Annotated in this window: 26 protein-coding genes and 2 tRNA genes; 1 reads left to right on the forward strand and 27 read right to left on the reverse strand. The window is 60.2% G+C overall.

Annotation, left to right across the window (positions count from 1 at the left end; all coding sequences use genetic code 11):
- Positions 1–89: 89 nt before the first annotated feature.
- Positions 90–752 carry an energy transducer TonB gene (locus IPJ76_13095; protein ID QQR85540.1) on the forward strand — a complete coding sequence of 221 codons (663 nt, stop codon included), beginning with the start codon at positions 90–92 and terminating at the stop codon, positions 750–752.
- A 76-nt stretch (positions 753–828) separates the two neighbouring features.
- On the opposite strand, the gene secA is transcribed toward IPJ76_13095, so the two are convergent.
- The 27 genes from secA to IPJ76_13230 form a co-directional block, all read right to left on the reverse strand.
- Positions 829–4,200 carry a preprotein translocase subunit SecA gene (gene secA, locus IPJ76_13100; GenBank protein QQR85541.1) on the reverse strand — a complete coding sequence of 1,124 codons (3,372 nt, stop codon included), beginning with the start codon at positions 4,198–4,200 and terminating at the stop codon, positions 829–831.
- A gap of 234 nt (positions 4,201–4,434) precedes the next feature.
- Positions 4,435–4,656, reverse strand: a complete 222-nt coding sequence (locus IPJ76_13105; protein QQR85542.1) for a DUF2795 domain-containing protein — start codon at positions 4,654–4,656, stop codon at positions 4,435–4,437.
- A gap of 126 nt (positions 4,657–4,782) precedes the next feature.
- A complete protein-coding gene (locus IPJ76_13110; GenBank protein QQR85543.1) occupies positions 4,783–5,334 on the reverse strand; it encodes a cob(I)yrinic acid a,c-diamide adenosyltransferase in 552 nt (183 codons plus the stop codon).
- Entirely contained in the window at positions 5,334–6,122 is a 789-nt protein-coding gene (locus IPJ76_13115) for a class I SAM-dependent methyltransferase (protein QQR85544.1), read from the reverse strand. The genes IPJ76_13110 and IPJ76_13115 overlap by 1 nt, the downstream gene beginning before the upstream one ends.
- Positions 6,123–6,197: 75 nt before the next feature.
- Positions 6,198–6,890, reverse strand: coding sequence for a lycopene cyclase domain-containing protein (locus IPJ76_13120; GenBank protein ID QQR85545.1), 693 nt, complete (start codon positions 6,888–6,890; stop codon positions 6,198–6,200).
- 4 nt (positions 6,891–6,894) lie between these two features.
- A complete protein-coding gene (locus IPJ76_13125; protein ID QQR85546.1) occupies positions 6,895–7,377 on the reverse strand; it encodes a sterol desaturase family protein in 483 nt (160 codons plus the stop codon).
- A complete protein-coding gene (locus tag IPJ76_13130; protein ID QQR85547.1) occupies positions 7,374–7,844 on the reverse strand; it encodes an SRPBCC family protein in 471 nt (156 codons plus the stop codon). The genes IPJ76_13125 and IPJ76_13130 overlap by 4 nt, the downstream gene beginning before the upstream one ends.
- Positions 7,844–8,008: a hypothetical protein gene (locus tag IPJ76_13135; GenBank protein ID QQR85548.1), complete on the reverse strand. Its 165-nt coding sequence runs from the start codon at positions 8,006–8,008 to the stop codon at positions 7,844–7,846. Before IPJ76_13135 ends, IPJ76_13130 begins: the two co-directional genes overlap by 1 nt.
- Positions 8,009–8,013: 5 nt before the next feature.
- The gene (locus IPJ76_13140) at positions 8,014–9,360 is read right to left on the reverse strand and encodes a deoxyribodipyrimidine photo-lyase (protein ID QQR85549.1); all 1,347 of its coding nucleotides are present in this window, start codon (positions 9,358–9,360) and stop codon (positions 8,014–8,016) included.
- A complete protein-coding gene (gene idi / locus IPJ76_13145; protein QQR85550.1) occupies positions 9,357–9,890 on the reverse strand; it encodes an isopentenyl-diphosphate Delta-isomerase in 534 nt (177 codons plus the stop codon). Before idi ends, IPJ76_13140 begins: the two co-directional genes overlap by 4 nt.
- Entirely contained in the window at positions 9,890–10,732 is an 843-nt protein-coding gene (locus IPJ76_13150) for a phytoene/squalene synthase family protein (protein ID QQR85551.1), read from the reverse strand. Before IPJ76_13150 ends, idi begins: the two co-directional genes overlap by 1 nt.
- Complete coding sequence (gene crtI / locus IPJ76_13155) at positions 10,729–12,213, reverse strand: phytoene desaturase (GenBank protein ID QQR85552.1); 1,485 nt, start codon at positions 12,211–12,213, stop codon at positions 10,729–10,731. Before crtI ends, IPJ76_13150 begins: the two co-directional genes overlap by 4 nt.
- A 75-nt stretch (positions 12,214–12,288) precedes the next feature.
- Positions 12,289–13,437, reverse strand: a complete 1,149-nt coding sequence (locus IPJ76_13160; GenBank protein ID QQR85553.1) for a DUF2029 domain-containing protein — start codon at positions 13,435–13,437, stop codon at positions 12,289–12,291.
- Between the two features lie 102 nt (positions 13,438–13,539).
- Positions 13,540–13,806 carry a GIY-YIG nuclease family protein gene (locus tag IPJ76_13165; GenBank protein ID QQR85554.1) on the reverse strand — a complete coding sequence of 89 codons (267 nt, stop codon included), beginning with the start codon at positions 13,804–13,806 and terminating at the stop codon, positions 13,540–13,542.
- A gap of 90 nt (positions 13,807–13,896) precedes the next feature.
- A complete protein-coding gene (locus tag IPJ76_13170) occupies positions 13,897–14,163 on the reverse strand; it encodes a GIY-YIG nuclease family protein (protein ID QQR85555.1) in 267 nt (88 codons plus the stop codon).
- Between the two features lie 54 nt (positions 14,164–14,217).
- A tRNA-Val gene (locus tag IPJ76_13175) sits at positions 14,218–14,292 on the reverse strand.
- A gap of 138 nt (positions 14,293–14,430) precedes the next feature.
- Positions 14,431–14,505: transfer RNA gene (locus tag IPJ76_13180), tRNA-Val, on the reverse strand.
- A gap of 283 nt (positions 14,506–14,788) precedes the next feature.
- Complete coding sequence (locus IPJ76_13185) at positions 14,789–16,006, reverse strand: bifunctional folylpolyglutamate synthase/dihydrofolate synthase (GenBank protein QQR85556.1); 1,218 nt, start codon at positions 16,004–16,006, stop codon at positions 14,789–14,791.
- A 2-nt stretch (positions 16,007–16,008) separates the two neighbouring features.
- Entirely contained in the window at positions 16,009–16,785 is a 777-nt protein-coding gene (locus tag IPJ76_13190) for an energy transducer TonB (GenBank protein QQR85557.1), read from the reverse strand.
- Positions 16,782–17,234, reverse strand: coding sequence for a biopolymer transporter ExbD (locus tag IPJ76_13195; protein ID QQR85558.1), 453 nt, complete (start codon positions 17,232–17,234; stop codon positions 16,782–16,784). The genes IPJ76_13190 and IPJ76_13195 overlap by 4 nt, the downstream gene beginning before the upstream one ends.
- Before the next feature lies 1 nt (position 17,235).
- On the reverse strand, positions 17,236–17,631 hold the full coding sequence (locus tag IPJ76_13200; GenBank protein QQR85559.1) for a biopolymer transporter ExbD: 396 nt from the start codon (positions 17,629–17,631) through the stop codon (positions 17,236–17,238).
- 4 nt (positions 17,632–17,635) lie between these two features.
- The gene (locus IPJ76_13205) at positions 17,636–18,340 is read right to left on the reverse strand and encodes a MotA/TolQ/ExbB proton channel family protein (GenBank protein QQR85560.1); all 705 of its coding nucleotides are present in this window, start codon (positions 18,338–18,340) and stop codon (positions 17,636–17,638) included.
- A 50-nt stretch (positions 18,341–18,390) separates the two neighbouring features.
- Complete coding sequence (locus tag IPJ76_13210; protein QQR88463.1) at positions 18,391–19,614, reverse strand: Glu/Leu/Phe/Val dehydrogenase; 1,224 nt, start codon at positions 19,612–19,614, stop codon at positions 18,391–18,393.
- Positions 19,615–19,714: 100 nt separating this feature from the next.
- Complete coding sequence (locus IPJ76_13215; GenBank protein QQR85561.1) at positions 19,715–20,782, reverse strand: anhydro-N-acetylmuramic acid kinase; 1,068 nt, start codon at positions 20,780–20,782, stop codon at positions 19,715–19,717.
- A gap of 23 nt (positions 20,783–20,805) precedes the next feature.
- Positions 20,806–22,371 (reverse strand): hypothetical protein, encoded by a 1,566-nt coding sequence (locus tag IPJ76_13220; protein QQR85562.1) that lies wholly within the window; start codon positions 22,369–22,371, stop codon positions 20,806–20,808.
- 95 nt (positions 22,372–22,466) lie between these two features.
- A complete protein-coding gene (locus IPJ76_13225) occupies positions 22,467–22,841 on the reverse strand; it encodes a type II toxin-antitoxin system VapC family toxin (protein ID QQR85563.1) in 375 nt (124 codons plus the stop codon).
- Complete coding sequence (locus tag IPJ76_13230; GenBank protein ID QQR85564.1) at positions 22,831–22,989, reverse strand: hypothetical protein; 159 nt, start codon at positions 22,987–22,989, stop codon at positions 22,831–22,833. The genes IPJ76_13225 and IPJ76_13230 overlap by 11 nt, the downstream gene beginning before the upstream one ends.
- Positions 22,990–23,057: the final 68 nt, after the last annotated feature.

The following is a 23,057-nucleotide window of genomic DNA, read 5'->3' on the forward strand; positions in this document are numbered from 1 at the left end:
TTTTTCCGTGCCTGACGTAACCCTGGGGAACGGGGCTCCGTTATACCGGACGATCGCTATCACTCATGCGACACCTCAGCACAGCAAACATGGTCCTCAGCCTCCTCCTTTGCCTTGGTCTCGTCAATGCCTCTGGGCAGGAGCGCACGTACCTCAGCGCCACCCTGGATGCAGCCCCAAAGTCGCAGGCCGCGTTCTACATGGAATCTGCTGGCCAGGATGGTGACCGCTTCATCGGCAAGATCTACTCGATGGACGGCAAGCTGAAAGCCGAAGGCCGTTTCGTGGATGCCGCGCTGACCATCGAGGACGGTGCGTTCAAATTCTACCACACCAACGGCAAGCTCGAGAGCGAGGGTGCCTACGCACAGGGATGGAAGAGCGGCGTTTGGAAACGCTTCGACCAATGGGGCCGCCCGCTGAGCGAGAAGGTCTATGACCCCGAAGTGATGGCCAACGTGATCTTCTCACAGCCGGACATGATGCCCCAATACCCGGGTGGCGATGCAACATTGCAGGCCGAGGTGAAGAGCAAGGTGGCGGAGAAGGCATCCACCCGGCCGCGCGGCAAACTGAAGGCCACTATCGTTGTGGAGAAGGACGGCACCGTGAGCGACGTGAAGGTCGTGGAAGGCGTTGGTGGTAGCATTGACGCACTGGCGATGGCCGCCATCAAGGACACCAAGTGGAACCCAGGCTTGGCCAAGGGGCGCCCGGTGCGCGTGCAGATGACCCTGCCGCTCCAGTTCTAGAACCACTTTCCATACACATAGCCGAAGGGGCCCCGACTTGTCAGGGCCCCTTCGGCGTTCATGGCATCAGCGTTGGTCAGGCGTCCTTGCCGTGGCACTGCTTGAATTTCTTGCCGCTCCCGCAAGGGCATGGGTCGTTGCGGCCCACTTTCTTTTCCACGCGCACGGGTTGTGTATTGCGCGGTGGGGGCGGCCCCATCGGCCCGCGCGGAGGTGGCATCGGGCCTCCTACGGTTGGTGGTGGTGCCTGGGTCCGTGAGGCGCCACCGGAGTACTGCGGCACTTCCGTGCGGCTGGTTTGCAGGCGTTGCTGTGGAGCGCGCTGGGCCGGCGCTTGTTGCACGTTCGGCTGTGCCGTAGGCAGACCTGCTTTCGTCAGGAAGCCAACTACCTCGCCGTTGATGCGCTCTATCATCGCCTTGAACAGGTTGAACGATTCAAGTTTGTAGATGAGCAGCGGGTCCTTCTGTTCAAGGGCTGCGTTCTGCACGCTCCGGCGCAGCTCGTCCATTTCGCGCAGGTGCTCCTTCCACTCGTTGTCGATGATGGCGAGCACGATGTACTTCTCGATGGTGCCCGGTAATTCGCGGCCCTCGCTCTTGTAGCTCTTCTCCAGATTGGCCACCACCTGCATGGTCTTGATGCCGTCGGTGATGGGCACCACGATGTTCTCGTACTGGCCTCCCTGGTTCAGGAATACGTCGCTGATGACGGGCAAAGCCTGTTGTGCTAAAGCGGCACCACGGCGCTCGTAGCCCGCCAAGGCCAGGTCGAACAGCTTGTCGGTGATCTCCTCAGCCTTCAGGTCCTTGAACTCCTGCTCGTTCACCGGGCTTTCGCAGTTCAACTTGCGGAACACGTCCAGTTCGAATCCGCCGAAGTCGTTCTGTTCGTGGTATTCGTTCACGATGCTCTCGGCAACGCCGTGGAACATGTTCAGCACGTCGAGCTTCAGGCGTTCGCCGAACAGTGCATTGCGGCGGCGCTTGTAGATCACCTCCCGCTGGCTGTTCATCACATCGTCGTACTCCAGCAGGCGCTTGCGGATGCCGAAGTTGTTCTCCTCCACCTTCTTCTGCGCGCGCTCGATGCTGCCGGTGACCATGCTGTGCTGGATCACTTCACCTTCCTTCAAGCCGAGACGGTCCATCAGTTTGGCGATGCGTTCGCTGCCGAACAAACGCATCAGGTCATCCTCCAAGCTCACGTAGAACTGGCTGCTGCCGGGATCGCCTTGGCGACCCGCACGTCCTCGCAGTTGACGGTCAACGCGGCGGCTTTCGTGCTTCTCCGTTCCGATGATGGCCAGGCCACCGGCCTCTTTCACGCCTGCGCCGAGCTTGATGTCCGTACCGCGGCCAGCCATGTTGGTGGCGATCGTTACGGTTCCCGCCTGGCCCGCGTGCGCGACGATCTCCGCTTCGCGTGCGTGTTGCTTGGCATTGAGGACGTTGTGCGGGATGTTCTTCATCTGCAGCATCCGCGCCATCAGTTCGCTGACTTCCACGGATGTGGTGCCGACCAGCGTGGGGCGGCCAGCGGCCCTCATCTTCTCGATCTCCTCGATCACGGCGTTGTACTTCTCGCGCTTGGTCTTGAAGACCATGTCTTCGGCATCCTTCCGCACCACCGGCCGGTTCGTCGGAATGCTCATCACATCGAGCTTGTAGATGTCCCAGAGTTCCTGGGCCTCGGTGCTGGCCGTACCGGTCATGCCGGCCAGCTTGTGGTACATCCGGAAGTAGTTCTGGAGCGTCACCGTCGCATAAGTCTGCGTGGCGGCTTCCACCTTCACGTTCTCCTTGCTCTCGATGGCCTGGTGCAACCCGTCGCTGTACCGGCGTCCGTCCAGGATGCGGCCGGTCTGCTCGTCCACGATCTTCACCTTGCCGTCCATCACCACGTACTCCACGTCCTTGTCATAGAGCGCGTAGGCCCGGATGAGCTGGTTCACGGTGTGGATGCGTTCGCTCTTGATGGCGAAGTCGCGCAGCAGCTCGTCCTTACGGCGCGCCTTCTCTTCGGTAACGGCGCCGCTTTTCTCGATCTCGGCGATGCCCGCGCCCACATCGGTCATTACGAAGAAGGCCGGATCGTTGACGTCCTTGCTGATGAGCTCGATGCCTTTCTCCGTGAGCTCGATGCCGTGATGCTTCTCGTCGATGGTGAAGTAGAGCTCGGCGTCCACCTTGGGCATTTCCTTGCCTTGCTCCTGCAGGTAGAAGGTCTCGGTCTTTTGCAGGTGGGCCCTCATGCCGGATTCGCTCAACAGCTTGATGAGGGCCTTGTTCTTCGGAAGGCCACGATGAGCGCGGAGCAGCGCCATGCCCCCGGCTTCCAGTTGCTCCTTGGTGGCGGATCCGTTCTCAAGGCCCTTGAGGTTCTCCTTTGCGGTGGTGAGCGCACCGTTGATGTAGCTGCGCTGGGCGTTCAGCAGGCGCTCGATGCGCGGCTTGTACTCGTCGAACTGGTGCACGTCGCCCTTGGGGGTGGGACCGCTGATGATGAGCGGCGTGCGCGCGTCGTCCACCAGTACGCTGTCCACTTCATCCACGATGGCGAAGTGGTGCTTGCGTTGTACAAGCGCGTTCGGTGCATGCGCCATGTTGTCGCGCAGGTAGTCGAAGCCGAACTCGTTGTTCGTGCCGAAGGTGATGTCGGCCAAGTAGGCGTTGCGGCGCTCGGGGCTGTTGGGCTGGTGCTTGTCGATGCAGTCCACGCGCAGACCATGGAACTCGTACAGCGGTCCCATCCATTCGCTGTCGCGCTTGCTCAGGTAGTCGTTCACGGTAACCACGTGCACGCCACGTCCGGCAAGGGCATTGAGGAAAACGGGCAGCGTCGCCACGAGCGTCTTGCCCTCGCCGGTCGCCATCTCGGCGATCTTTCCGCGGTGCAGTGCCGTGCCGCCGATGAGCTGCACATCGTAGTGCACCATGTCCCAGGTAACTGGGCTCCCCGCTGCGGTCCATGTGTTCTTCCAAACGGCGGTGTCCCCATCAACGGTCACCGCGTCGCGCTTGGCCGCTATGTCGCGGTCCAATTGCGTGGCGCGCACGCGGAGTTCCTGGTTCTCCTTGAAGCGCCGGGCCGTCTCCTTCACGATCGCAAAGGCTTCCGGCAGGATCTCTTCCAATGACTTCTCCACCTTCTCCACGATCTTCTCCTCCAGCTTGTCGATCTCTTGGTAACGGTCCTCGCGCGCGTGGATGTCCATGCGCGGGTCGGCATCGATCTCCGTGCGCAAAGCGGCCACCTTGTCATCCTCTTCCTTCACCCGCTCCCGGATGCGCGCACGCAGCGCGTTGCTCCGTTCACGCAGTTCGTCATTGCTCAGCGCTGGGAGCTTCTCGTGCTCGGCCTTGACCTTCTCCACCACCGGTGCGGTTTCTTTCAGGTCGCGCGCTGCTTTGTCGCCGAAGACTTTCTTGAGGAGGTTGCCGAACATGGATGAAGGAGAATGTGGAAATGATGCGGGTGTGGAAAAGCGCCGGGGCCGAGAGTTAGGAGGGGGGCAAATGCCTGTCCGGAAAAGGCCGCCAAATGTACCCGCCTGCCGTTAGGCTGGGGCACCGCTCAAGAGCACTTACCGGACCGTGCAACGCAGGACTGACGCCTTGTCATTGTCGGAAAGAAGAAGCCCCGCCAAGGTCGTCGGCAGGGCTCCAAGCGTGCGCGGGGTTCAGTATTCGTCCTCGTTGAAGAAGAAGTCCTCCTTCTGTGGGTAATCGGGCCAGATGTCTTCAATGCTCTCGAACACTTCTTCGTCGTCTTCGATGGCCTGCAGGTTCTCCACCACTTCGAGCGGAGCGCCGGTGCGCATGGCGAAATCGATGAGCTCGTCCTTCGTGGCGGGCCAGGGGGCGTCCTCGAGGTACGAGGCCAATTCGAGCGTCCAGTACATGAGACCTAGTGCTGAGGTTCTTTTTTCAGGGCCGCAAATATAGACGGGTACCGATGCGGCCGAAGGCTATTTCCCAACAGGTGTTGACCGGTCTCTTTCCTTAGAGCCACAAGCGTTTGCGCCAGTTCAGCCACGGGGCTTCCAGGGTATCTCGGGTGCATTGAGGGTGTGGCCGGACCACCTGGCGAGCACGAAAAGCAGGTCGCTGAGCCGGTTGAGGTAACGCACAATGACCTCCGGGAGTTGCTCCTGTTCGGCAATGCGCACCACCAACCGCTCGGCCCGGCGGCAGACGGTGCGGCAGATGTGGGCTTGCGAAACCGCCACATGCCCACCAGGAAGGATGAAGTTCCGCATCTCCGGCAGCTCTCGGTCCATATCGTCCATTGCGCCCTCCATGGCCATGATGTCCGCATCCTCCACATGCGGCACTTTGAACTTGTCCGCCTCCTGTTCGCTTGCGGATGCGAGGCGCGAGCCGATGCTGAACAGGTTCTGTTGTATACCGATGATGAGTTCGTGCTGCCGCCCGTTGAGCAGATCACGCAACATGCCCAAGTGGCTGTTCAACTCATCGATCGTGCCGTAGGCTTCTATGCGCACATGGTCCTTGGGCACGCGCGTGCCGCCGAGCAAGCTGGTCTGCCCCTTGTCGCCGGTTCGTGTGTAGATCTTCATCAGTAGCGCAGCCTGAAGTGCTGGGGTGCTTGTTCGCTGCGGACGAAAGCGAGCCCCATGTCGAAGAGGTCGATGGTGACATGGATGCGGTCATCGGCCTTCACGCTTTCCCACGCTTCCTCCATGCCGCGGCTCCAATGGATATCGTCGAAGATGAAGACCGTGCCTTCGTGGGCCTTGTTCATCAGCATCCCGAAGTACTCCAGCGTGGGCTCTTTCGCATGATGACCATCAATGTAAGCCATGTCCACGGCATCCACCCGCTTGAGCACTTCGGGCAAACGGCCCTTGAAGCTGCCCAGGTGTGCGTGCACGTTGCGCTGCTTGAGCCGGTCGATATTATGCTGTGCGATGCGCAACGTCCGTGGGCATCCCTCGATGGTGTGCACTTCAGCATCGGGTGCGCCGTTGGCCAAGTACAGCGTGCTTATCCCGAAGCTCGTTCCGAGTTCCACGATGTTCGATGGCGCGAAGTGACGGGCCAGCCTGTAGAGCAGTTGGGCTTGGCGTTCCGGTTTCAGTGCGGTGCTGGCGATATCGCTCACAGCGCGTGCATTGTTGGTCAGCGCGCGAGAACCGGCGCCGAGGTCGTTCACACGAATGGTCTGGTCACTGTCCAGCAACTCTTCGCGCAACACTTCGATCGTGCCGAAGACGGCGGGCTCATCCTGTGCGCGCAGCACACGGTCGCTCAGGTCGTATACGAACGGGCTGTGCACGCCGTGCCGAGAGCGGGCCTTTACCAAATGGTTCAGCCAGCTTCCAACACGTTGCAGGTCCGTCATCATCAGCGTTCGCTTCCGTCGGCCGAATTTACCGGTGCAGTGTGATCCCACCGTTCACCGGTCTTGTTGCTGTTCACACTATGCCGTGGAAGCCTTGCGCGTGCGCACCATCTCGAAGAACGTGACGGCCATCAACTGCATGAGCAGCCCGTACGTCGTGTCCTCGATGGGGATGGTGAGGATGCGGATGCCGAGGTTCTCCGCACCATTGTACCACACCACCTCTTCGGCAACGCCCGTCCCCGTAAGGATGCCGTTCACGATAATGAAGGGGATGAGCAGCACCAGGTAAGCGAAGTAGAAGCGACCAAGCCATAAGGGCTTCATCACCAACGCCACGAACAGCATGAACGCAGCACACAACAACAGCGTGGTGGAGGTGTATGCGCGATCCAGGTTGAGCAGGCCGATGCCGATGAGCAACGCTCCCAACGCGATGGAAATGCTGCGCGCATGCGGCCCAAGCATGTCGCGCTTCACTTGCAGGTTCAGGCAGTGGTACGTGAAGAGGCAGCAGTAAGGGATGCAGATGAAGAAGCCCCATTCCTCCAGCGGAAGGCCAAGGAGCTTTGTGTCCCAGACATGCTGTTCATTGAAGCGCCACACGCCGTTCGCCGTGAAGAACATGTCCCACGGGATGAACAAGCCCATCATGGCCACGATCCCTACGGCCGCCGCTTTCCATTCCCGATGGAACCTGGTGCGGGGGTGGAAACTGAAGATGAGCGGGAAGAGAACGCTCAACAGGTTGACCCACGCGTAGGTGCTCATGCCATCAACCAGCTTGCGACCGCAGCATCCTCGCGGCCTCACGGAAGAACTTCAACGGCACCCACAACATGCCGAAGCACTCGCCGTCCTCCTTGCCCAAGTGCTTATGATGGGCCTTGTGTGCGCGACGAAGACCGAGGAAGTAAGCGCTCTTGCTATTGCGCAACCATTTGATGCGTTGGTGGATGAAGACCTCGTGCACCAGGAAGTAAGCGATGCCGTAAAGCAGGATGCCCAAGCCGATCCACAACCAAGGCGTATGCAGGCCAAGCACCGTGCCCACGATGAACAGCACCATGCTCGGCACGGCGAAGATCAGGAAGAAGGTGTCGTTCCGTTCCAGGAAGCCGTAGTGGTCCTTTTTGTGGTGATCGCGGTGCAGGCTCCACAGGAAACCGTGCATGACATACTTGTGCGTGGCCCAAGCCACCCCTTCCATCAGAACGAAGGTGCAGGCAACGATCCCGATGATGGCCCAGATGCTCATGCCGCTTGTGTGCCGAAGATGTGTTCCAAAGCCGTCTTCCGGTAGTCGAAGATCGCCTCCACCTTCCGCTTGACCAAAACCACGTGCGCCAAGGCTCCCAAGGGTCCCAAGGGCAGTGCATATTCCACCTTGTCGTGCACCAGTGTGCCTGCATCCTTCGGGGTGAAGGTGTGCGTGTGGCGCCAGAGCGCGTATGGGCCCTTGCTCTGCTCATCGGTGAACGAACGGGGTTCGTCCACCTCGGAGATCAATGTCTCCCATTGCAGCGGGATGCCGAAGAGCGGTCTTACCGTGTAGCGGATGCGCTGGCCTTTGAACACAGGCTCATCGTTGAACGGCGGATGGATCACGAAACGCATTTCAGGCGGCGTGATGCGGCCCAGATCGCGTGGTGAACTGAAGAACGACCAAGCCTCCGATGGCGGGACCGGCAGCCATTGCTCCCGCTCCAGCACATGGATGCGCATCAACCGATGATCTCTGCCTTCGGATACTTCTTCTTCCAGGCCTCGAAGATCTTCATGTTGCTTACCGTAATGATGGTGCGCGCGTCCAAGCGCACTTTCAACCCCTTCGGACCCTTGCGCACCGGTTCGGTGAGGATCGGATTCTTCTTCTTCTTGCTTCCCATGGGGGTCAAATGAACAATTGTGGCTGGGATATGGAAGCGCCGTTCGTGGATGCGAGGCCTTTCTTATAAACATCCAATGCTCTTTTCCGGGCAAAGTCGTGATCCACAATGGGTTCCGGGTAGTCGGGAGAACCCAGCTCGGGCACCCAACGCTTGATGTAGGCCAGCTTCGGGTCGAACCGCTCGGTTTGGGCGGCCGGACTGAAGACACGGAAGTACGGGGCAGCGTCGCATCCGCTACCGCTGGCCCATTGCCAGTTGCCATTGTTGCTGCTGAGTTCATAGTCCAAGAGCTTTTTGGCGAAGTAGGCCTCGCCCCAGCGCCAGTCGATGAGCAGATGCTTGGTAAGGAAGCTGGCGGTGATCATCCGGACGCGGTTGTGCATGAGGCCCGCGGTGTTCAGCTCGCGCATACCGGCATCAACGATCGGATAGCCCGTGCGGCCTTCGCACCACGCCGAGAACTCCGCTGCACTGTTCCGCCAAGCGATGTTGTCGTAGGCTGGTTTGAACGCTTTGGTCACTACGCGCGGGAAGTGCCAGAGGATCTGCATGAAGAACTCCCGCCAGATGAGCTCGTTGGCGAAGGCAGGACTGCTGCTCCAGCACGCCCTCAGCACTTCACGCACGCTCACCGTCCCGAACCGCAGATGAGTGCTCAACCGGCTGGTGCCCTCAACTGCTGGGAGGTTGCGCCGGTCGGAGTAGTTCCGCAACAGGTCCACATCAAAACGTGCCGCGGGTTCGGCGAGGTCGGTACGAATGAAGCCGATCTCCTCCCAGGATGGCAGGGGCTCCGGAGCGCATTGGTGCAGCTTGTCCAGCACCTTTTCGCTCAAGAAGGGCTCCAGCAGGTTCGGATGGAAGTGCGCCCGCCACTTGCGCATGTATGGCGTGAAGACCGTGTACGGAAGGCCATCGTCCTTGAGCACCTCGCCGCGCTCGAATACCGATTGGTCCTTGTGGTGGTGGAATAGGATGCCGCGTTCCGCAAGGAGACGTGCTATGCGTTCATCGCGTTGAACGGCGTATGCTTCGTGGTCGCGGTTGGTGTGCACCACTTTCACATCGAAGCGCTCCAGGATCCTAAGCCAAGCTTCCTCCGGAGTGCCCACGTCTACGAGTAGCGTGCTGCCCTTCGCTTCCAGCTGTTGCTTCAATCGCACCAAATGCCGGTGGATGAAGTCCACCCTGCGGTCGTGCTTGTCCGTGAGTTCGTCAAGGATCTCCGTGTCGAAGATGAAGACCGCGAGCGTGGGTGCGCCGGATCGTAGCGCGTGCCAAAGCGCATGGTTGTCGTTCAGCCGCAGGTCGCGGCGGAACCAGTGCACCGATACCGCGGGCTTGCTCATGCGGCGTTGGCGAGGTGGAGCATCACCTGTGGAAAGCAGGCCCGCAGCCACGGGGTGAAGAGCGCCGGTGTTGCGCGGATCTCGTTCAACAACGCAGCGGGTTCAACCCAGCGCCATTCCGAAGCTTCGTTGGGATCGGGCTGCGGTTCGATGTCGGTGAAGCCGAAGAAGACGTGGTCGAATTCGTGCTCGGTGAGACCGTTGCCCACATCGGCCTTGTAGGTGAAATCGAATTGCGGACGCAGAGTGCAGGATATGCCCATTTCCTCGCCCAAACGGCGCCAGGCCGCATCAGTGACGTGTTCGCCGGGCCGTGGGTGCCCGCAGCAGGTGTTGCTCCACTGACCGCCGCTGTGGTACTTGCCTTCTGCGCGGCGCTGCATCAACAGCTGGCCCTTGCTGTCGAACACGAACACGCTGAAGGCCCGGTGCAACCTGCCCGATCTGTGCGCTTCAAGCTTGTCCATGGTGCCGATGGCGCGATCATGCTCATCCACCAGCACCAACAGCTCGTGTTGTTCCTTGTTCATCAGAGGACGCCGATGCTATGGCGCAAGTAGCTCCGCATCAGCAGCGACGCTTTTATCGCGTTCGGCACACTGATCCGCTCCGCCAGGATGCGTTCGCTGGGAAGTGAACGGATACGCTCGTGAAGCGCTTTGTAATAGCGGTAAGCCACATAGACCCCGAAGCGCGCACCACGAGGAAGTTCCTTGATCCCCTTGAAGGCTTCCTCGAAATCCTCATCGATGGACCGTTCGATCGCACGTTTGGCGGTCGTGTCCAGCTTGCTGACGTCCAAGCCGGGGAAGTACGTGCGGCCCAGGTTCTGATGGTCGTGTTGCAGGTCGCGCAGGAAGTTCACTTTCTGGAACGCTGCACCCAGCCGCATCGCGGAAGGCTTCAGGCGTTGGAACTCCGCGTCGTCACCTTCGCAGAAAACACGCAGGCACATCAAGCCAACGACTTCCGCGCTGCCGAGTATGTACTCCTCGAACGAGGGTTGATCGTGAGAGCCTTGGTCGAGGTCCATGGCCATGCTGTGAAGGAAGGCCTCGATACTGCTGTGGTCGATGTTGTACTTCCGCACCGTCGCTTGGAAGCTGTGGAGGATCGGGTTCAAGCTGATGCCCTCTTCGATCGCCCGCCAGGTCTCAGTGGTGAAACGCTCAAGCAGTGCGCGCTTATCGTGGCCGTGGAAGGTGTCCACGATCTCGTCAGCAAAACGCACGAACCCGTAGATGGAGTGGATGGGCGCGCGGAACCGTTTGTGCAGCGACCGAACGCCCAGCCCGAACGAGGTGCTGTAGCTGAAGGTGGTCGCTGTGCTCGCCTTCAAGCAAACGGAGTCGTAGAGGGCAAGGCTCGTCATGCGTGCGAAAGTTGAAGGTCCTTGGCGATGAGGTCGGCAACCACCTGGCCGCTGATCAACGAAGGCGGAACGCCTGGTCCAGGAACGGTAAGCTGTCCGGCGAAGTACAGACCGGCCACGCGCTTGCTTTTCATACTCGGCTTCAGGACGGCGGTTTGTTTCAGCGTGTTCGCAAGGCCGTACGCATTGCCGCGGTAGGAGTTGTAGTCGCTCACGAAATCGTTGATGCAATAACTGCGCTCGACCACGATGTGTTCCGCAATGGCGACGCCGGTGACGGTAGCGAGCTTGCGGAGCACCATGGCCTTGTAATGCTCGCGCACCTTGGGCGTATCGCTCAACCCTACCGCTATGGGGATCAACACGAACAGGTTTTCTTTTCCGGGCGGGGCGACGCTCGGATCGGTAATGCTCGGGCAGCAGACGTACATCAACGGTTTGCTGGGCCATTGCGGATCCGTGTAGATCTCGTGGCTGTGCTGGTCCAGCGCTTCGTCGAAGAAGAGGTTGTGGTGAAGCACCCCGGGCAACCGCCGGTCAATGCCGAAGTAGAAGATCAAGGAACTCGGGGCCATGGCCCTGGTCTGCCAATAGGCCTCGGTGTGATCCCGTTGAGGATCGGCCAGCAGGTCGGCCTCGACGTGGTGGTAGTCGGCGGCTGCCACGACCACATCGGCATGCAGTTCCTCTCCGCCTACTTTCACGCCGACCGCTTGACCGTCCTTTACAACGATCCCGTTCACGGGGGAATTGAATTTGAAGCGCACGCCTTGGTCCTCGGCCACCCGCACCATGGCGTCCACTAACCGGCCCATTCCACCCATAGGATACCAGGTGCCCAGTGCCATGTCCGCGTGGTTCATGAGGCTGTAGAGTGCAGGCGTGTTCTGGGGTGCGGCACCTAGGAAAAGAACAGGGAATTCCAACAGCATCCGCAGGCGTTCGTCCTTGAAGTGCTTCTTTACATGACTGCGCAGGCTCTTGAACACTGAGCTGCTCAGCAAGCCGGAAACAACGCGCCATTTGGCGTATTCCATCCACGACAGCGCGGGCTTGCGCACCAGGTCGTTCATGCCCAGCTCGTACTTCAGGCGGGCTTCCGCCAGGAATTTGTCCAGCGCAACCCCGGCACCCGGCTCGATGCGCTCGAACATGTCATGGAGCGCATCCACCCCTGCGGGGATCTTCCAGACGGTCTTCCGGTCGAAGACGACTTGGTAGCTGGGGTCCAAACGGCGCAGGTCATACAGGTCTTCAACACGTTTGCCGAACGTGCCGAAGTACTCTTCGAAGATCTCCGGCATCCAATACCAACTAGGACCGAGGTCGAAGACGAAGCCTTGTTCGCGCCAAACACGGGCCCGCCCACCGGCACTTTCGTTCTTCTCGATCACCGTTACAGAGAACCCCTTCCGCGCAAGCGAGGCTGCTGCGGATAGTCCGGCGAACCCGGCACCAATGACGATGGCTGTGCGTGCCATGAATGTGACAACGAGGATACGAGGGCGAAGATGAAGATTATGTCCAACAGAACATGTTAAAAGATTAAACAGAATTCAATCAGCTTGCTTATCCCTGGCTTCGATCATGAGCGCGACGATGACCAGTGCCACGTTGGCCAAGCCAAGCAGACCCCAAGCGTTCACCCGATCAGAAAGATCGTGGCCAAGGAGGTCGCTGCTGTTTGCGCCGTGGGCCAGAGCGACCAGGATCAACAACACCACGACCGGCCAAGAGAGCGTGCGGATGCGGTGCAGCACGAACATGAACAACGGTAGCGCGAGCAGGAAGTGCTGCGTGTCGGTGATGACCAGGTTGGGGATGAGCGCAAGGGCGCCGAAGTGCAGGAGGTAGTGCTGTGCATATGCGCTGTTGCTGCGCCAACGCCAAGCCAGCACAACGATCCCCAAGACCGCCACACCGATAATGCTGAGCTGCAAGCCCGCGCTGTCGGGAACACCAGCGATCCGCGACACGATAGAAGCGATGGTGTTGCCGCTGGTCAGGTAGTCGCCGTGCGCGGACATGCTCATGAGCCATTCGCGGTGAAGGGAGATCGCCTTTCCCGGACCAAGCATGGACGGGACGAGCAACATTCCACAACCCGCCACCACCGCCGCACGCACAATGTGCCACCGACCATGCACTAGATATGGCAGTGCAACCAGCCCGAGATAGGGCTTCACCATGAAGAGCAAAGCCATTGCAGCTCCTGCCATCCAAGGCTTCGCTGTGCGCCATCGAAGGGCCAGCGTGGCCAACAACAACAAGGGCAGATTGATGTTGCCCAAGTGCAGCTCGCGCACAACGTGATTGCCGATGCACAACAGCGCCAAGCACAACAGCGCATTGTCGTTCAGACGGGGCTCGATGGGTAGCTCGAGCAGGATGCGGTGCAGTTGCAGCAGCACGGCCACCAGTGCAAGCGAAATGCACACGAACCAGATGATGCTCGCCACCTCGAACGGCAGCGCAGCCAACGGGGTGAAGAGCAACGCAACGAACGGCGAGTACTTGTAGTACCCGGTGGATTCCCCGAATGGCACTCCATACACGGCCTTGCCGGTGAGCAGCGCATCGGCTGCGCCCCAATAGACCTTGAAGTCGCTGAGCCAGAACCGCCCGTTGATGTGTTCCAATGCGAACATCAACACGATGAACGCCGAGGTCAGCAGAATGAATGGACGGTAGGGGCGGAGGCTCACGGTCCGAAGGTGATCAGCGCGAAGCGACCAGCAACAAAAAAAGCCCCGGCAGGAACCGGGGCTTGGTGGGACGTACTGGATCCGGACCAGTGACCTTCCCGCCTATGAGGCGGGACGCTCTGGACCGCTGGCGCAAAGGGTTTGCAACCTGACCCGGGATTTCCAGTTCTTGATCTCGCGCTCTCTGCGCATGGCGGCGCTCTTATTGGGATGATGCTCTTGGTAGACAACCTCCCAGTCCTTGGCACGGCCGGTCCATGCCTTGTGGTTGCCAAGGTGTTTCTGAAGTCGTTCGGCTACTGAATGCTCAGTATGCCCGATATAGTAGCGGTCGAGCTGCTGTGAGAACAGAATGTAGAGCCAAGCCATGGCCACCCGCAAAAAGCACCAAGCCCTCCGGAATCCCAGAGGGCTTGTGCTGAGTGGGACGTACTGGATCCGGACCAGTGACCTTCCCGCCTATGAGGCGGGACGCTCTGGACCGCTGGCGCAAAGGGTTTGCAACCTGACCCGGGATTTCCAGTTCTTGATCTCGCGCTCTCTGCGCATGGCGGCGCTCTTATTGGGATGATGCTCTTGGTAGACAACCTCCCAGTCCTTGGCACGGCCGGTCCATGCCTTGTGGTTGCCAAGGTGTTTCTGAAGTCGTTCGGCTACTGAATGCTCAGTATGCCCGATATAGTAGCGGTCGAGCTGCTGTGAGAACAGAATGTAGAGCCAAGCCATGGCCACCCGCAAAAAGCACCAAGCCCTCCGGAATCCCAGAGGGCTTGTGCTGAGTGGGACGTACTGGATTCGAACCAGTGACCTCATGCGTGTGAAGCATGCGCTCTGAACCAGCTGAGCTAACATCCCGTTCAGTGGACCAGTGACCTTCCCGCCTGCGAGGCGGGACGCTCTGAACCAGCTGAGCTAACATCCCGTTCAGTGGACCAGTGACCTTCCCGCCTGCGAGGCGGGACGCTCTGAACCAGCTGAGCTAACATCCCGGAGTGGAGGCAGCCGGATTCGAACCAGCGACCCTCTGCTTGTAAGGCAGATGCTCTGAACCAGCTGAGCTATGCCTCCGTGAGTAGGGAAGCACAGTTCAACCAGCGATCCTCCCGCCTTAAGCGGGATGCTCTGAACCAGCTGAGCTATGCCTCCGTGAGTAGGGAAGCACAGTTCAACCAGCGATCCTCCCGCCTTAAGCGGGATGCTCTGAACCAGCTGAGCTATGCCTCCGTGAGTAGGGAAGCACAGTTCAACCAGCGATCCTCCCGCCTTAAGCGGGATGCTCTGAACCAGCTGAGCTATGCCTCCTGTTGGAAAGAACGATTCCCCGAAGGGGCCGCGAATATAGCCGGAGGCATCAAAGCACCTCGGCCACCACGAAAACGCTGCCTGTGATCAAGACCAGATCTTCGTGACTTGCCGCGGCCTGAGCAGCGGTGAAGGCCGCCACCACGCTTGGATGCACCGTGCCATGCAGCCCGATGGCTTCGGCGCGCGACTTCAATTCGTCGGCATCCAAGCCTCGTGGGATATCCGCCTTGCAGAAATAGTAGGTCGCGTGGGGCGGTAGTTCAGCCAGGAACCGCCCGAGGTCCTTGTCGCCAACGCAGCCTAGGACGATGTGCAAGTGGTGGTGCGGCGTTCGCGTCAGCTGGGTTTTCACTACCCGCATGCCATCGGCGTTGTGCCCAACATCGGCTACTATGAGCGGGTGCTGCCCCAGGATTTCCCAGCGGCCACGCAGGCCCGTGTTGGAACTGGTGGATGCCAGCCCGCGACCAATAGCACCGTCAGGAACGGTCCATCCCTTCGAGCGCAGAGCGTCCACGGATGAAAGCACCTTGCGCGCGTTGCGTTCTTGGTGCTCGCCCAACAGTTCAATGGGGAGGGGCACGGGTTCCGCGTGCTCAACGAAGTGGATCGGCGCGGCTTCTACTTCTGCCTTCTGCCTGAAAACTTCGGCAAGGGCGCCCGACGCTTCACCGATGATGACGGGCACGCCGGGTTTTATGATACCCGCTTTCTCCGCAGCGATCGCCTCCAGGCTTCCGCCCAAAAGGTCGGCGTGGTCCCAACCGATGTTGGTGATCACGCACACTTCGGGGGTCACCACGTTCGTGCTGTCCAGCCTGCCGCCCAGCCCGGTTTCGATCACGGCGATGTTCGTCTTTTCTGCGCGGAACCAATCGAAGCAGAGGGCCACGGTCCACTCGAAGAAGCTCGGCTTGATCGCGTCGAACGCCGCGCGGTGTTCTTCAACGAAGTGGACCACGCGTTCCTCGGGGATCATAGCGCCGTTGATGCGGATGCGCTCGCGGAAGTCCTTCAGGTGCGGCGACGTGTAAAGGCCCGTGCGGTAGCCGGCTTCCTGCAGGATACTGGCCAACATGTGGCTGGTGCTGCCCTTACCGTTGGTGCCAGCGACATGCACGCACTTCAGGTTGCGCTCGGGGTGCCCAAGCAGGTCCATGAGCGCGTGCGTGTTGTTGAGGTCGGCCTTGTACGCCGCCTTGCCGATGCGATGGAACATCGGCAGTTGTTCGTAGAGGTACGCCAACGCGGTGGCGTAGGTCATGCTCAACTGAGTGTGAAACGCATCGTCACCTTGCCCTGCTGTTCCGCCGGGGCTTTGGGATCCGAGCTGAAGGTCATTTCCAACAAGGCCTTTTTCGCTTTGGCGAAGAGCTGCGTGCTCGTTGTGCTGCTTTCGGATAGAATGGGTTCGGCGCGGGTCACCTTGCCGTTGCGATCGATGTAGAAACGGAGCACCACTTTCCCTTCCTCCGTATGATCATTAGTGAAGCGGGGTTTGCCGTTCGGGGAGCGGCCGTTACCAATGGTGATTGAGCCCCATTCACCGCCAAAGGTTCCAATGCCATCCTTGTTCCCATCGGGGTTGCCTTCGTTCAGTCCCGGACCTGTTTTTCCGTCAGAACCCTCGCCATCCTTGTTCGGCTTCTTCCAAGCATCCATGGCGTTGCTCAGGCCGGTGCTCACTTGTTCCTTCGGTTTCTCCGTGGTCGGTTTCGGATCTTTGGGCTTGGTCACGGGCTTGGGCGGCTTCACCACTTCCACATCACTGGCTTCGTCGGTGGCCACATCCAAGGGATCTTCTTGCGAATTGGCAGCAGTGGTGGTCTCGGTCTCGCCGGGGTTGTCGGTCTCCACTTCGCCGCTGCCGGTTTCGCTAACGCCCCAATCGGCCATGGAAGCCACCACCAGCATTTCCTCCTTCGGGCGCGGGTCGGGCTCTTTCAATCCCACGTAGAGGAACAGCGCCAGCAACCCAGCATGGATCAGCGCGGTGGCGATCATGCTGATTCGGCGGTCCTGTTCGTCGTACACCGTGATCATGGCGTGGTGGCAGTTGCAGGTGTCGAGCCAGTTGCAACCGCCACAGGGGGCGGAGTGCTCTGGGCGGCCAGAACGATGCGCCACTTGTTCCGCTTGGCAATGTCCAGTGCTTTGACCATCGCACCCGTGCCGGCCGCCTGATCCACATAAAGGAGGATCGGTTGTTGGGCAGAGTGCTTGGCCATCTCGGTCTTCAAACTGCTTTCCAAAGCTTCCACGGCAATGGCGGCATTGTTCACACTGAACACATCGCCCTCGGCAACGCGCAGCACCACTTTCGGTTTTTCCGCGCTGCCGCCCTTCTTGCCCTTGGGCAGTTCAACGGGTACGGCGTAGGGGCTCACCATGGTGCTGATGATGACGAAGAAGATGAGCAGAAGGAACACGAGGTCCGTCATGCTGCTCAGGCTGAAGCCGGCGTCGATCTTGTGCGTGCTGCGCAGTCCCATCCTACTCGGGTCGTGTGGCGATGATGGCGTTCCACTGGTTGCGCTTGGCGATCTCCAGCACGCCCACGGTGACGCCCGCAGGCACGCTCTGGTCCACGTGCAGCACGATGCTCGGTTTGCCGTTGCCCGCCTTCATCCGGTCTTTCAGTACACCCTCCAGGTCCAGCGGATCGATGAGCTCGTTGTTCACGCTGAAGTTGCTCTCTGCATCGATGCGCACGGCCACAATGGGTTTTTCCTTGGTCTTGTTGTCGCTCACGGGCAGGTCCACCGGCAAGCTGTTGGGGCTCACCATGGTGCTGAGGATGACGAAGAAGATGAGCAGCAGGAACACGAGGTCCGTCATGCTGCTCAGGCTGAAGCCCGCGTCGATCCTATTGTTGCTCCGCAGGTTCATGCGCTCACTTCGCCGGTGCGTCCAGCACTTCCATGAACTCGATGCTGCGCGCCTCCATCTTCTGGACCACCTTGTTGACGCGCGCCACCAATAGGTTGTAGCCCACGTAGGCAGGGATACCGATGATGAGACCGGCCACAGTAGTGATCATCGCCTGCATCATGCCGCCGCTCAGTTCGCTCACCTCCACGCCGGCGCCCGCCACTTCCATGGTATGGAAGGTGACCACCATGCCGACCACCGTGCCGAGGAAACCGACCATGGGTGCTGCACCCGCGATGGTGGCCAGGATGGGTATGCCTTTTTCCAATTGGTACACCTCCATCTTGCCTTGGTTCTCGATGCTCACCTCGATGTCCTTCATCGGTTTGCCGATGCGGTTGATGCCTTTCTCGAGCATACGGGCCACCGGCGTTGCGGTCGTCTGGCAGAGGTTGCGCGCGCTGTCGAGCTTCCCTTCGTGGATGTAGTCGCGGATCTTCGCCATGAAGTCCTTCTCATCGCGCAGCGCACGGTTCATGGCCATGGTGCGCTCGATGATGATGTACACGGCGAGGAGCGACATGAGGGCGAGCGGCCCCATGATGTACCAGCCGCCGTATTGGATCAGCTCCCAAACGCTCAGTGTCTTTTCCGTGACGGGCGCACCGTCCTTCAAGGTCTCGAGCGCTTGGCGTGCGCTGTCGGTTGCGATCTGCAGCAGTGTCATGCGAGGGGTTCCGGTTGATTGCTAACGTTGAATGGCTCCGTGCGATTATGTCAGGTAAGTTGTTCGAGGGCGATCTCGAAGGCGCGTTGCGTAATGCCGGTCTTTTCAGGTCCGCGCTCGTGCACCTTGTCCAGTGCGTTGCCGATGGTCCGGCTCACATCGGCGAAGATGGCCTGGTCGGTGAGCACGGCGCCGTCCAACATGCAGTAGGCGAACACGCGCGCCATGCCGCAGTTGGCGATGAAGTCCGGGATGACGGCCACGTTGTTGTCCGCATGCTCGGCAATGGGGCCGTAGAAGATCTCCTTGTCGGCAAAGGGTACGTTGGCACCACTTCCGATCACTTCCAGACCAGCGGCCTTCATGCGGTCCACTTGTTCGCCGGTGACGAGCCGGCTGGCCGCGCATGGGATGAAGATGTCCGTCGGGATGTCCCAGATGAGCCGCTCCACCTCGTCGAAGGGCCGCACGCCGTTCGCTGTAAGTGTGTTCTCTTCCTTGTTGATGAAGAGGTCGTGCACTTGCTGCTGTCCGAGCCCGTCCGTGCTGATGATGCCGCCCTTGCGGTCCAGGATGCCCACGATGCTGACGCCCATACGGCTTAGGTAGTAGGCGGCAGCGCTGGCCACGTTGCCCCAGCCTTGCACGATGGCGCGCTTGCCCTGTGGCTTGCCACCCCAGATGCGGTAGTAATGGCGCACGCTTTCGGCCACTCCGTAGCCCGTGATCATATCGGCCACGGCGTACTGCCCGATCATCGGCGTGAAGGCGGGGTCTTCGATCATTTTGCTCACACCGCTGCGCAACTGTCCGAGCTGGCGCACCTTAGCCCCTTGGTTCGGCGCATGATGGCCGTTCACCACACCTTCCTGTGGGTGCCACAGGCCGTAGTGCTCCGTCATCGGGATCACCTCGTGCAGTTCGTCCACGTTGAGGTCGCCGCCGGTGCCGTAGTAGGTCTTCAACAAGGGGATCACAGCGCGGTACCAACGGCGCAGCACATCGCGTTTGCGCGGGTCCTGCGGGTCGAAGTCAATGCCGCTCTTGGCACCACCGATCGGCGGGCCGCTCACGGTGAACTTGACCTCCATGGTCTTGGCAAGGCTTTCCACCTCGCGACGGTCGAGCCCCTTGCGCATGCGCGTGCCGCCACCGGCTGCACCACCGCGCAGGCTGTTGATCACCACCCAACCCTTGGCGCCGGTGGGCGGGTCGTTCCATTCGAACACGATCTCAGGGCTGCGCTGCTCGAACACCTTCAACAATTCCTTCATCGCGCTGCTCGTCATACTAACCGCTTCTGGCATTGGGCGAAAGTACCCGCAGCCCAAAGCATGGCCGGGCACCGTTCGACCAGTTTCTACTGACAGCCTGTTAATTGGGCAGGTACACCGCGCCGCCAATACTGTCGCGCTCGGCACCGGTTACGCTACAGAGCGTGTTCACCTCACCCTTCCAGCGCAGCACGCCGAGCAGTGCGAACACGAGGGCCTCCTTGAAGTTGATCGTCAGCGTGTCCGGAACGATGATCTCTGTGGTCGTCAACGCTCGTAGCCGCTCCATCAAGAAGCTATTGTGCGCACCACCACCGGTCACCAGCACCCGCCCGGCAATGCGCTTGTCCAAATGCCGCACGATCTGTTCCGCCATGTGCTCAACGCAGGTGCGCATCCGATCGGCAAGCGGCACGGTGGTGCTCTCGATCAATGGCAGCATGTCCACCTCGAAATGTTCCCGGCCCAGCGAACGTGGGGTCTGTTTTTGCAGGAAGGGGAGGTCGTGCAAGCGCTGAAGCAGTTCGTTGTCCACTGTGCCGGAACGCGCGATCGCACCATCGTTGTCAAATGACTTGCCCGCTTCGGATGCCAGCGCGTTCAGCGCCTGGTTGCACGTGCAGATGTCATAGCCCGTCGCGCCAGTACTGCCATGGAACGATACATTGGCAATACCACCGAGGTTGATGAACGCATCGTATCCGGGGAACAACAACCGCTCGCCCAGTGGAACAAGCGGAGCACCCTGCCCACCCAGCGCAATGTCCTTGGTGCGGAAGTCCACAACGGTGGGAATGCCGGTGATGGCTGCGATCTGTGCGCCGCATCCGATCTGTGTGGTGAAGCCGGTCGGCCCTGGTTGATGGAAAATGGTGTGGCCGTGCGAAGCGATGAGGTCTGCCGGACCGCGCGCCGCCATGAAGGACTTCACCGATCCTCCGATGAACGCACCCAGGTCGCGGTGCATGCGCGACAGGTCGAAGGCCGAAGCCGAGGAGGCGTTCAGCAATCGATCATGCCAAGCACTGTCGAACGGCACGGTGGTGGCTTTCTCGATCCAGTAGGTCCAGCGCTTATCGACGCCCGCGAAACCGCACAAGGCAATATCGATCCCATCAAGAGAGCTTCCGCTCATGACGCCGATCGCTTTGATCATGGAGGTAGGCATGCGACGAAACTACCGGACGGCCATCAGTGCGCGAAGATCCCTGCGCGGTCCAGTGGCCTGCGGTGGGCATGCCATTGGAAACCGGGCAAACGCTGCTCGTCCGTGGGTGCTTTACCGATCGGCCAGAAGACAGCGTCGGGCCGCGTAATGAAGCTCACCGTATGCACCGTGGCTTCTCCGGAGCTGTCCGCTGCAATGGCCACATCAATACGGCTGCAGTCGGCGGTGTTCATGCCCATGATGCGCTCCACGCTGTCCTTGGTCTCCTTGGCGAAGTAGATGGTGCGGCTGTTGCCTTCGGCCACTACGGTGCGCAGTTCATTGTCGTGGAAGAAGCCCGTGATGGTGGTGCCTACCACCTGGTCGAAGTGCGTGCTGTCCGCCATGGACGCCATGAAGCCGTTGCCACGCACAAAAAGCCGGTGCGCGCTGCCGTTGGCCATCAGGATGCGCACGCTATCCCCTGTGATCTGATCGTTGCCGCTCCATAGCACCGGCTCGCTGAACAGATGGATCGTACTGTCGGCCTCGCCGTATACCAAACTGTCGCATACCCCCTGAAGGTCGCTCTTGAAAAAGCGCACGCCGTGAAAGGCCCGGATGGTGCGTTTGTCCAGCACCGTGTCCGAAGTCGCGAACAGCGAATCGCCATGGAGGAACAGCGAATCGCCGCCGACCAGCATCACCAGTTCCGCACGGCCGGTGACGATGCTCTTGTCGCGCACTTCGTCGTACCAGGCACGGTCGCCGCGCACCACCATGTCGTTGATGGTATCGATGATGGCCACGTTGCCGAACGCCTCGCCGATGCCGGTGCGCTGGTCGTAGCGGATGCTGTCGCCTGCGATCTCCTGGTCCTTGCCCACGATGCGCGCGCCCTTGCCGAAGCGGGCCTGGTCCTTGCGCGTGTCGTACCAGCCCTCGTTGCAGCGCACGGTGCTCCCGTCGCGCTGCGCGATGGTGGTGGGCCCGAAGAACCGTGCGATGCCCGTTGCGGTTTCGTAACGCAGGGTGTCGCTCTGGATGGTGCGCTGCGGATGCACCAACGACACACTATCGCTGAAGAGGAAGGCCCGCTCCGCGGCCATGTACACCCCGCGCCCGCTGGTGAGTGTGTTGTTCTCCTTCCGGCTCACGATGGTGCCGCCGTTCGCGTACACCGCCACGCGCGAGCGCAGGTCGTACACCAGGGCATCGGTCGTGAGCTGCATGTCAGGGTTGGTGAGCGTGACGCCGGAATTGTCATGCCGGGCTTGACCCGGCATCGCGCCCTTACCCGAGATGGATGCCCGCCGGTCTTTTCCGACGTAGTCCAGACGGTGCCCCGTGATGCGTAGCGTATCGCCTTGGGTGATGGCCACCCGCCCGAAGGCCTTCACGCTCTGGTCCTCATAGAGGTACGCACTGTCGCAGGTCATGATGGCCCCGGCATGGCGGAAGCGCGCATTACCGATGAGCCGCTGGGCGCCCGGTGCCAGGCTATCGTCGTACACCAGCTTGTCCACGCTCAGGATCTCGATGCGGTCCTCTTGGCCTGTAGCGCAGATAGCCAACAGGAGCGGTAGCAACGTGAAAGAGCGCAGGTTCATCTTCCTGATGCGGTCGGATGAGCACCTTGGCAATAGCCATGCCCGCGAAACAAGCATCGCATCATAAAGCACTCGGTCAAATGATCTGCTGCGCATCACGGCTGGAACATCCAGATATCCAGATCCTCTTTCGCGCGGTAGAGCTTCTTGTCGGCGGTCACCAGGGGTGCCCCTAGTTCCAAGGCGGTGGCAGCAATGATGGCGTCGGGCAGTTTGAACTTGTACTTCCTGCGCAGGTGTATCGTTGATCGTTTGATCCCGGGATTCACCCCTTGGATAATGCAATCAGCAAGCAGGCGGCGCACATGTATGTTGTCGGCAGGTGCGATGCCCGGGAAAATGAACAGTTCGATCTCAGTGGCGAAGGACACATTTAGGTCCATACCGGCAACCACGTTGCCAAGTCCTTGGTTCCCTGTCAACAGAAGGACTGCAACGCTGGTGTCGATAACCAGGCTCTCACTCGCCATCTCGCAGCTTTCGCTGGACTTTCACCGGGTCCAACTTGTATTCGAGAACTCCAGCGTGCTTGGTCGGGTCGAAGCCGCTGCGCTTACGCCGCACCTTCAAGCGCTTTGTTTGAACTGCGGTGAGCCGTTTTTTGATGATCGTACCCATGATGGCTTGGCGAATGTACCACGACCTTGATGCAGTTCAGAACTGATTCTCTCATACGGGTGTTTGAA

It is taken from the genome of Flavobacteriales bacterium, assembly GCA_016699575.1.
Taxonomy (GTDB): domain Bacteria; phylum Bacteroidota; class Bacteroidia; order Flavobacteriales_F; family PHOS-HE28; genus PHOS-HE28.

Coding starts and splice junctions, on each gene's coding strand:
- IPJ76_13095 (QQR85540.1), top strand. CDS start 90: ATGGTCCTCAGCCTCCTCCTTTGCCTTGGTCTCGTCAATGCCTCTGGG.
- secA (QQR85541.1), bottom strand. CDS start 4,200: ATGTTCGGCAACCTCCTCAAGAAAGTCTTCGGCGACAAAGCAGCGCGC.
- IPJ76_13105 (QQR85542.1), bottom strand. CDS start 4,656: ATGTACTGGACGCTCGAATTGGCCTCGTACCTCGAGGACGCCCCCTGG.
- IPJ76_13110 (QQR85543.1), bottom strand. CDS start 5,334: ATGAAGATCTACACACGAACCGGCGACAAGGGGCAGACCAGCTTGCTC.
- IPJ76_13115 (QQR85544.1), bottom strand. CDS start 6,122: ATGATGACGGACCTGCAACGTGTTGGAAGCTGGCTGAACCATTTGGTA.
- IPJ76_13120 (QQR85545.1), bottom strand. CDS start 6,890: ATGAGCACCTACGCGTGGGTCAACCTGTTGAGCGTTCTCTTCCCGCTC.
- IPJ76_13125 (QQR85546.1), bottom strand. CDS start 7,377: ATGAGCATCTGGGCCATCATCGGGATCGTTGCCTGCACCTTCGTTCTG.
- IPJ76_13130 (QQR85547.1), bottom strand. CDS start 7,844: ATGCGCATCCATGTGCTGGAGCGGGAGCAATGGCTGCCGGTCCCGCCA.
- IPJ76_13135 (QQR85548.1), bottom strand. CDS start 8,008: ATGGGAAGCAAGAAGAAGAAGAATCCGATCCTCACCGAACCGGTGCGC.
- IPJ76_13140 (QQR85549.1), bottom strand. CDS start 9,360: ATGAGCAAGCCCGCGGTATCGGTGCACTGGTTCCGCCGCGACCTGCGG.
- idi (QQR85550.1), bottom strand. CDS start 9,890: ATGAACAAGGAACAACACGAGCTGTTGGTGCTGGTGGATGAGCATGAT.
- IPJ76_13150 (QQR85551.1), bottom strand. CDS start 10,732: ATGACGAGCCTTGCCCTCTACGACTCCGTTTGCTTGAAGGCGAGCACA.
- crtI (QQR85552.1), bottom strand. CDS start 12,213: ATGGCACGCACAGCCATCGTCATTGGTGCCGGGTTCGCCGGACTATCC.
- IPJ76_13165 (QQR85554.1), bottom strand. CDS start 13,806: ATGGCTTGGCTCTACATTCTGTTCTCACAGCAGCTCGACCGCTACTAT.
- IPJ76_13170 (QQR85555.1), bottom strand. CDS start 14,163: ATGGCTTGGCTCTACATTCTGTTCTCACAGCAGCTCGACCGCTACTAT.
- IPJ76_13185 (QQR85556.1), bottom strand. CDS start 16,006: ATGACCTACGCCACCGCGTTGGCGTACCTCTACGAACAACTGCCGATG.
- IPJ76_13190 (QQR85557.1), bottom strand. CDS start 16,785: ATGATCACGGTGTACGACGAACAGGACCGCCGAATCAGCATGATCGCC.
- IPJ76_13195 (QQR85558.1), bottom strand. CDS start 17,234: ATGGGACTGCGCAGCACGCACAAGATCGACGCCGGCTTCAGCCTGAGC.
- IPJ76_13200 (QQR85559.1), bottom strand. CDS start 17,631: ATGAACCTGCGGAGCAACAATAGGATCGACGCGGGCTTCAGCCTGAGC.
- IPJ76_13205 (QQR85560.1), bottom strand. CDS start 18,340: ATGACACTGCTGCAGATCGCAACCGACAGCGCACGCCAAGCGCTCGAG.
- IPJ76_13210 (QQR88463.1), bottom strand. CDS start 19,614: ATGAAGGAATTGTTGAAGGTGTTCGAGCAGCGCAGCCCTGAGATCGTG.
- IPJ76_13215 (QQR85561.1), bottom strand. CDS start 20,782: ATGCCTACCTCCATGATCAAAGCGATCGGCGTCATGAGCGGAAGCTCT.
- IPJ76_13220 (QQR85562.1), bottom strand. CDS start 22,371: ATGAACCTGCGCTCTTTCACGTTGCTACCGCTCCTGTTGGCTATCTGC.
- IPJ76_13225 (QQR85563.1), bottom strand. CDS start 22,841: ATGGCGAGTGAGAGCCTGGTTATCGACACCAGCGTTGCAGTCCTTCTG.
- IPJ76_13230 (QQR85564.1), bottom strand. CDS start 22,989: ATGGGTACGATCATCAAAAAACGGCTCACCGCAGTTCAAACAAAGCGC.